Origin of the sequence: Pseudomonas sp. VD-NE ins (assembly GCF_031882575.1) — a bacterium.
GTDB lineage: Bacteria > Pseudomonadota > Gammaproteobacteria > Pseudomonadales > Pseudomonadaceae > Aquipseudomonas > Aquipseudomonas fluorescens_BZ.
Map to the genome: position 1 here is coordinate 2,175,726 of NZ_CP134772.1, position 7,557 is coordinate 2,183,282.

A 7,557-nucleotide genomic window follows, 5' to 3' on the forward strand; every position below is an offset into this window, starting at 1 on the left:
AATGCGATTTGTCTGACAGACACTGACGAAGAACCGGACGATCTCAAGGCTGCCACTCACTCTTTTCCCCGCTCAAACGTCGATCCAGAAAACTCGCCGCGCTGATCAACGCCAGATGTGTCAGCGCTTGCGGCGTATTACCCAAATGCCGGCCATGGCTGTCGAATTCTTCGGCATACAACCCGAGCGGGTTGGCGTAACGCAGCAGTTGCTCAAACTCCAGATGCGCTTTTTCCACCTGCCCCGCGCGGGCCAGACATTCGACGTACCAGAACGAGCACGCGGCAAAGGCGCCTTCGGTGCCGGCCAGGCCATCAATATTGCTGTCGTCATTGCGATAGCGATAAACCATGCCGTCGCGCACCAGATGCTTCTCGATGGCTTCAAGGGTCGACAGCCAGCGCGGATCCTTGGCGCTGACGAAACGCACCAACGGCATCAACAGCATCGAACCATCCAGCGCCGTGCCGTCCTTGTACTGAACGAAATGCCCGCGCTCTTCGTTCCAGAAGTTGTCCCAGATATCGGCGTAGATCGCCTGCCGGGTCTGGTCCCACTGCGCGAACGGTGCGGGCAGCGAGCGTTTCGAGGCCAGTCGGATGGCCCGGTCCAGCGCTACCCAGCACATCAACCGCGAGTGCAGAAAGTGGTGCTGTTCACCGCGCATCTCCCAAATGCCTACATCCTTGGTCTGCCACGTCTCACAAACTTGATCGACGACTTCGCGCACGTGTTTCCAGCCCTCGTGGGAAATCGCATCACCATATTTGTTGACCAGATACACCGCGTCCATCAGCTCGCCGAAGATGTCGAGCTGGATCTGGTCGTACGCGCCATTGCCGATGCGCACCGGTTTCGCGCCGCCGTGTCCCGACAGGTGATCAAGTTCGGTTTCCGGCAATTCCTGTTGTCCGTCGATGGCGTACAGAATATTCAGTTTCATCGGTTGCCCGTGGCAATCGCTGACCCGTCCGCGCAGCCAGCCCATATAGGCGTTGGCTTCGCCGACGAAACCCAGACGCATGAACGCGTACACCGTGAACGAGGCATCGCGGATCCAGGTGTAGCGATAATCCCAGTTGCGCTCGCCGCCCGGTGTTTCCGGGAGCCCGAAGGTAGCGGCGGCGAGAATCGCGCCGTGTTTGCGCGAGGTCAGCAGCTTGAGCGCCAGTGCCGAGCGGTTGACCATTTCGCGCCAGCGTCCGCGGTAAATCGACTGACCGATCCAGTCGCGCCAGAACTTCAGGGTGCGTTCCATGCACAAGTGTCCGGCGCCTTCGGCGAATCGTGGATCATCGGTGGCACCGAGCATGAACGCTGCCGTTTCATCTTGTTTGAGCGTGAATTGCGCCACCGCCGCTTGCCCGTCGATCTGCATCGGCTGGTCCGAAGCCAGGCGCAATGACGGTTGGCCAGCAGCGCTGAACGTCACGTCTTGTTGATCCATCTCTGCTCGGGTGTCGGCTCGGGCGTAATCGTGGCGCACGGCGCAGCGCATCGTGAAAGTCGCCGAGCCGCTCACTACACGAACCCGGCGCATCAGCAGCGGCAGGGCATCGTCACTGTCGCCGATAGGCAGCAGGTCGGTCACTTCCACCACCGCATGCTCACTCAACCAACGGGTTTGCAGGACATTGGTGTCAGGCAGATAGATCTGTTCACGGCGTGCGTCGGGCAAGTCCGGCGCCAACTGAAAAATCCCCGCGTCGGGGGTGTCGAGCAACGAACAGAAAATCGATGGGCTGTCGAACTCCGGCCAGCAGAAAAAATCCACACTGCCGCGATCATTGACCAGCGCTGCACTGCGCATATCGCCGATGATGCCGTGGGCGTCGATCGGGCTTTGTCGTTCCAGGTGATGCTCAGCCATTGCCGCGAAACTCCGGATAGAGGCTCATGCCGCCGTCGATGAACAGGGTGGTGCCAACGATGTAATCGGAGGCATCCGAGGCGAGAAAGACCACCGCGTTGGCGACGTCTTCGACATCGCCGATGCGGCCGTAAGGAATCAGATCCAGCAGCTTTTCGCCGGCAGCGCCTTCGGTGGCGTCCTTGTTGATTGCGGTGCGACTCGCTCCCGGCGCGATACCGTTGATGCGGATGCGTTGATGGCTGACTTCCTGCGCGAGGGTTTGCATCAACTGATCGACGCCGCCCTTGGACGCTGAATAGTTGACGTGCCCGGCCCAAGGGATGCGTTGGTGCACCGAGCTCATGTGGATGATCTTGCCGGCGGCGCGGGACACGCCTTCGCGAACGCCCTGACGAGTGAAAATCCGCAGGGCGGCACGGGCGCAGAGGAACTGGCCGGTGAGGTTGACACCGATCACCGCGTTCCAGTCGTCCAGGGTCATGTCCACGGCGGCGGCGTCTTTTTGCATCCCGGAATTGGCGATCAGAATGTCCAGCGAGCCGAAGGCGTCGAGGGTCTGGGCGAATAATCGCTCGACCTCGTCTTCTTTCGACACATCCGCGCCGATGGCGATGGCCTGACCACCGCCAGCAATGATCTGTCGGGCCAGTGCTTCGGCCGGTTCCGCCTGGCGGTTGTAGTTGATGACAACCGCGGCGCCGGCCGCGGCGAGGGCTTTGGCGGCGGCGTGCCCGATGCCGGAGCTGGCACCGGTGATCAGGGCTGTTTGTCCGGTGAGGGAAATATGCATGCAGCGTCGCGCCTTGGGTCGGTGGGCTTATTTAGCTGACTGACGAGCGGCGGCGAGAGTTCATCTCGCGATCATGAAAAGATCGATAGCTTTAGACCTGATAGCGCCCGCTGGTGCGATGCCACTCCACGCTGCCGGCCAGCCAGCACTTGAGGCCTGTCAGATAGCATTTGAGTAACGGCGAGGCCTGCGGCAGTACGCTGCTTTCTGCCGCCTCGTACAAATGCATGATTTCGTCGTGAATGGCGGCACTTTGCGCCATCGCTTGTTCAGGCGAGCATTGCTGTTCGCGGATCAACAGCAAGGGCAGGTTGAAATCACCGATCCCGGCTTGCTGCTCCTTCAGCGCCGAAAAAAGATCATTGGCAATGATCGTCGCGCTGGCAGCCAGTGTCGTGACGCGCCGCACATCGGGTGCGCTATACACATTCGCGGGCAGTTCATAGCCTCCGATGATGTCGATCAACGACAGGCACGGCAGGAAACTGTTGACCTGACGGTGGGCCAGATATTCCCAAAGTGCTGGCGTGAGACCTTCGGTGCGCCAGGTCGCTTCGGCGCTCATGGTCACGAACATGGCGATGATTTCATGGCGTACGCGTGCGACCTGTGCTGGTGTGGCGAGGGCCTCCACCCGCGCCAGATAGCCGCGCAGAGCGACCATTACCGGATCGCTGCTCAATGCCTGCTCAAGACCGGGCCGGAACCGTTCGCTCAAGTACACCGGTTCCAGCGCCGCCAGCGCCACGGACAGGCGCGGGCCGACCATTTTCGGTTCAGATCCCGTTCTCTCATCATCACAGTAGTAATCATCGACAGCGAAGAGGGCGGCAAAACATTGCGCCGCCAGTAGAAGACGATCGGGATCATCGGTGTCGGTATGGCACAGCATGGCGAAGCGGCCGAAGCCCATGGCGCGCACTTTTGCATGGTGTCCTGGAAAAATTCCGACCTGCTCAATCCACGGCATGAGGCGATCATCCACTTCTGCCGCCAGAGCGAGGTCGACTCTAAAGGGCGCAAGTCCATACAGCGGCGGGACGGTCCAAGGCGATTTCATTGACGATTCCTTCGCGGTTGAGCGCAGGGTCATCAGAGCCCTATTGGCCAAAAAAGGCACCTGTCATACCTGACAGGTCTGTGCGTTTTGCGACGGATGGTCAACGTCGATCCAGCATCCGACGGAGGTTTCCATCGGTCTGGTCAGTTGACACCGGCAGGCTCGCCGGGGCGGCTGAGTCATCTGTTTATCAAAAGGCCCTTGGACTTCACTCCTTCACATTCCACCAACAATTCCCCGCTTCCACGCCATCTGACCCTATGGCAACTTGGCGGCCCTTGATGAGGCTGCAGTCCATGGCAAACCCCTACCGCGAATTGTTCAACGCCCCCGGCGCACGAAACTTTGTGCTGGCCGGGATGATCGCGCGCATGCCGATCTCCATGACCGGCATCGGCGTGATCACCATGCTCTCGCAACTCAAGGGCGGCTACGCTTTGGCTGGTGGCGTGGCGGCGACGTTTGCCCTCGCCACGGCGTTTTGCGCGCCGCAGGTTTCAAGGCTGGTGGACCGCTTCGGTCAGGGGCGGATTCTGCCGATATCGGCGTTGATCGGCGGCGGCGCATTGCTGATGTTGCTGCTGTGCACGCGGTTACAGGCGCCGGACTGGACGCTGTTCATCTTCGCCGCACTGGCCGGTTGCATGCCGAGCATGTCGGCGATGGTGCGCGCACGCTGGACCGAGATCTATCGTGGCCAGCCGCAATTACAGACCGCGTATGCGCTGGAATCGGTGCTTGATGAGGTCTGTTTTATTGTCGGTCCGCCGCTGTCGGTGGGGTTGTGTGTGGCAGTGTTCCCCGAGGCCGGGCCGTTGGCGGCTTTGCTGGCGCTGGCGATCGGCGTGACGGCGTTCGTCGCCCAGCGCAGCACCGAGCCGGCGGTGCATCCGCAGGAGTTGCATCATCAGGGGTCGATCATTGCATCGACGGACATTCAGCTACTGCTGGCGCTGATGATTGCCATGGGCATCATCGTCGGTGTGATTGATGTGGTCAGCGTCGCGTTTGCCCAGCAACAAGGGCAGCCGGCGGCGGCGAGCATCGTCTTGTCGGTTTACGCCATCGGCTCGTGCCTGGCCGGTATCGCCTTCGGCGCCATGCGTTCGAAACTGCCGTTGCCGCGATTGTTTTTGTACGGCGGCGTGGCGACAGCGGTGACGACGTTGCCGCTGTTATTGGCGAGCAATATTTTCGGCTTGTCGGTGGCGGTATTCATCGCCGGGCTGTTCTTCGCGCCGACGCTGATTGTGGCGATGGCGTTGATCGAACGCATCGTGCCGCCGGCCAAACTGACGGAAGGCCTGACCTGGCTGGTGACCGGTTTGAGTATCGGCGTGGCGATGGGGGCTGCCGGTTCCGGCTGGCTGGTGGATGCCTTCGGCGCACGTAGCGGTTTCTGGCTGGCGATTGCGGCAGGGGCGGTGGTGCTGGGCTCGGCAATACAGAGTTACCGCCATCTGAAATGAAATTTCCATTGTGGGAGCGAGCCTGCTCGCGAAAGCGGTGTGTCAGTCAACATTCCTATTGAATGTGAAATGGCTTTCGCGAGCAGGCTCGCTCCCACAGGATTTGCAGTGTTACCAGCCTCGTCCCGAGTTGACCCAGAAATTCACTGACAGCGAAGTCGACACCGACTCCACCTGATGGAACCAGCCCTCCGGCAGAAACAGCAAATCCCCAGCCTCCAGCGTTACGCGCAGGAAGGTCACGTCCCGAGCGGCGGGAAAGCGCTCGTAGTCCGGCGCATCGGGGTTGAAATCACAACCATCCAGGCCACCCTTCGGCGCTGTCGACCAGGTGCCCAGCGCTTCGCGGTGATGCGGGGCGGCGAGGGTGAATTTCTTCTGCCCCCAGACCTGCGCGAAGAGGTTGTCGGTGTCGTCGCGATGCAACGGCGTCAACGTGCCTTTCGGCCCGATCCAGATACGCGGCGGGATGAATAACGAGGCGTCGAAGTAGGCCGGGTATTTGATCTGTTGCATCAGCTGCGCTGGCAGGATGTTGTTGCCCATATACGCTGGCGGCTCGCCATCGGCGCCCTTGACCGCCGGTTGGTCCAGCGAGGCGATGAAGTCGGCCATCGAGGTGGAGCGAAAATCACGTTCGGTGGAGAAAGTTTTCTTCACGTAGTCGCCATGGCGGGTGATGCCTTGCAGTTCGGCGAAATGCACCAGCGATTCTTCACGGCTGAGCTTGAACAGTGGCCAGTCCTGCAGCGCATTGCTGATCACCACGGGAATGCCGTTGGGCAGATAGCGGCTTTTGAACTCGGTGACCGACAGTTCACTGCGCGCAAGGCGTTCGATGCTGCTTTGGGTCGGCAGGCTGGCGGTGAGTTTTTCACTGAAGCGCGGCGGGGTCGGGTAGCGCTTGTTCATGTCGACTTTTTCCGCCACGGCGCGGCCGTGTATCGCATGCTCGATGATCTGCGGCAGCATCGTTGCCAGGCCCATGTTGCCGCCGATTTTCAGGCGCCCGCTGGCGAACAGTTCCTCGACGTTGGCCATGCCGCCCATGATCCCGAGAAAGTCGCGCTCGGCGACTTCAATGGTAACGTCCGGGCTGGCGTGGCGTCCGGGCACCGTGCGGCTGCTGGCCTTGACCTCGGACCAGTAGGCTTGCTGCGGACCGAACACGAATTGAAAAACGCCTTCGATGCCGACGGCGCCGGCGTTGGCGAACAGTTTGCCCAGGATGCTCTGCAGGTCCACGGTGGTGCCCTCGTTATTGGTTTTGGCCTGAACAGTTAACGAGCGCCTGTTGGGGGAATTTACTGGTCGCTGACTAATTTGCCCGGTGCGGGATCCGTCTATCTCTACAGATGAATTTTTCGAGGAAAGCGTGGTGACCAAGCTGACCCTGCTGTGCCTGCCGTACTCCGGCGCCAGTGCCATGGTCTACAGCCGCTGGCGGCCGAAGCTGCCGCAATGGCTGCACTTGCAACCGGTTGAGCTGCCGGGGCGTGGCGCACGTTTTGGTGAGCCGCTGCACACCGACATGCGTGGGCTGGCAATGCAGTTGGCCAAGGAATTGCGACCGACACTCAACCCCCCTTATGCGCTGTTCGGCCACAGTCTGGGCGCGTTGCTGGCCTGCGAAATGGCGCACGCCCTGCGTGCGCTGGGTTGTCCGGAGCCGGTGGCGATGTTCGCTTCCGGCACAGCGGCGCCGACCCTGCGTGCCGATTACGATCGCGGCTTCGCTGAGCCCAAGACTGACGCCGAGTTGATCGAGCAACTGCGCACGCTCAGTGGCACCAGCGAGGAAGTGCTGGCCAACGAAGAGCTGATGAGTCTGACCCTGCCGATCCTGCGCGCGGATTTTCAACTGTGCGGCAAGTTCGAGCCGCTGGCGCGACCGCTGCTCAACTGCCCGGTGCATGTGCTCGGCGGCAAGGCTGATCGCGCCACCACCGAGCAATTGATCGGCTGGAGCAAGGAAACCCGCGGCAGTTTCTCGGTGGACATGTTCGCCGGCGGGCACTTCTTTATCCATGAGCATGAAGCGAAGGTATTGAAGGTGATCAAGGATCAGCTCGACGTGCACCATCGCCGCCATGCCATGGCTGCAATCGCCTGAACACTACGCGGTGCCCTCCTGTAGGAGCTGCCGCAGGCTGCGATCCTTTGATCCTGAGCTTTAAAACAGGATCAAAAGATCGCAGCCTCGTTTCACTCGTCAGCTCCTACAGGGGTTGTGTTGACGACAGATAACCTTCGTTATACCTCCCGCCTGACAGTTGTTCTCATTCGCTAATTTTTCCGGTCTGCATTCGTTTTATAGGGATGACGTGCCTTTGTGCTTCCTGCCTACTGATCCGGATGCTGAGAA

Annotated in this window: 6 protein-coding genes; 2 read left to right on the top strand and 4 right to left on the bottom strand. The window is 60.7% G+C overall.

The features are described 5' to 3' along the window. Positions 1-43: 43 nt before the first annotated feature. The 3 genes from RMV17_RS09595 to RMV17_RS09605 all read right to left on the bottom strand — a co-directional run bounded on the left by RMV17_RS09595 (position 44) and on the right by RMV17_RS09605 (position 3,723). Entirely contained in the window at positions 44-1,870 is a 1,827-nt protein-coding gene (locus tag RMV17_RS09595) for a glycoside hydrolase family 15 protein (RefSeq protein WP_311886352.1), read from the bottom strand. Next, positions 1,863-2,663, bottom strand: coding sequence for a glucose 1-dehydrogenase (locus RMV17_RS09600; protein WP_311886353.1), 801 nt, complete (start codon positions 2,661-2,663; stop codon positions 1,863-1,865). Before RMV17_RS09600 ends, RMV17_RS09595 begins: the two co-directional genes overlap by 8 nt. 91 nt (positions 2,664-2,754) lie before the next feature. Further along, positions 2,755-3,723, bottom strand: a complete 969-nt coding sequence (locus tag RMV17_RS09605; RefSeq protein WP_311886354.1) for a family 2 encapsulin nanocompartment cargo protein terpene cyclase — start codon at positions 3,721-3,723, stop codon at positions 2,755-2,757. Between the two features lie 296 nt (positions 3,724-4,019). On the opposite strand from RMV17_RS09605, the gene RMV17_RS09610 reads away from it, so the two are divergent. After that, complete coding sequence (locus RMV17_RS09610; protein ID WP_311886355.1) at positions 4,020-5,192, top strand: MFS transporter; 1,173 nt, start codon at positions 4,020-4,022, stop codon at positions 5,190-5,192. A gap of 111 nt (positions 5,193-5,303) precedes the next feature. On the opposite strand, the gene RMV17_RS09615 is transcribed toward RMV17_RS09610, so the two are convergent. After that, positions 5,304-6,437 (bottom strand): cupin-like domain-containing protein, encoded by a 1,134-nt coding sequence (locus RMV17_RS09615; RefSeq protein ID WP_311886356.1) that lies wholly within the window; start codon positions 6,435-6,437, stop codon positions 5,304-5,306. Positions 6,438-6,567: 130 nt separating this feature from the next. Between RMV17_RS09615 and RMV17_RS09620 the strand changes: the two genes are divergently transcribed. Beyond that, positions 6,568-7,305, top strand: coding sequence for an alpha/beta fold hydrolase (locus RMV17_RS09620; protein WP_311886357.1), 738 nt, complete (start codon positions 6,568-6,570; stop codon positions 7,303-7,305). Positions 7,306-7,557: the final 252 nt, after the last annotated feature.

Excerpts from the sequence above, each read along its gene's own strand:
- RMV17_RS09605 (WP_311886354.1), bottom strand. The coding sequence starts at position 3,723 with ATGAAATCGCCTTGGACCGTCCCGCCGCTGTATGGACTTGCGCCCTTT.
- RMV17_RS09600 (WP_311886353.1), bottom strand. The coding sequence starts at position 2,663 with ATGCATATTTCCCTCACCGGACAAACAGCCCTGATCACCGGTGCCAGC.
- RMV17_RS09595 (WP_311886352.1), bottom strand. The coding sequence starts at position 1,870 with ATGGCTGAGCATCACCTGGAACGACAAAGCCCGATCGACGCCCACGGC.
- RMV17_RS09610 (WP_311886355.1), top strand. The coding sequence starts at position 4,020 with ATGGCAAACCCCTACCGCGAATTGTTCAACGCCCCCGGCGCACGAAAC.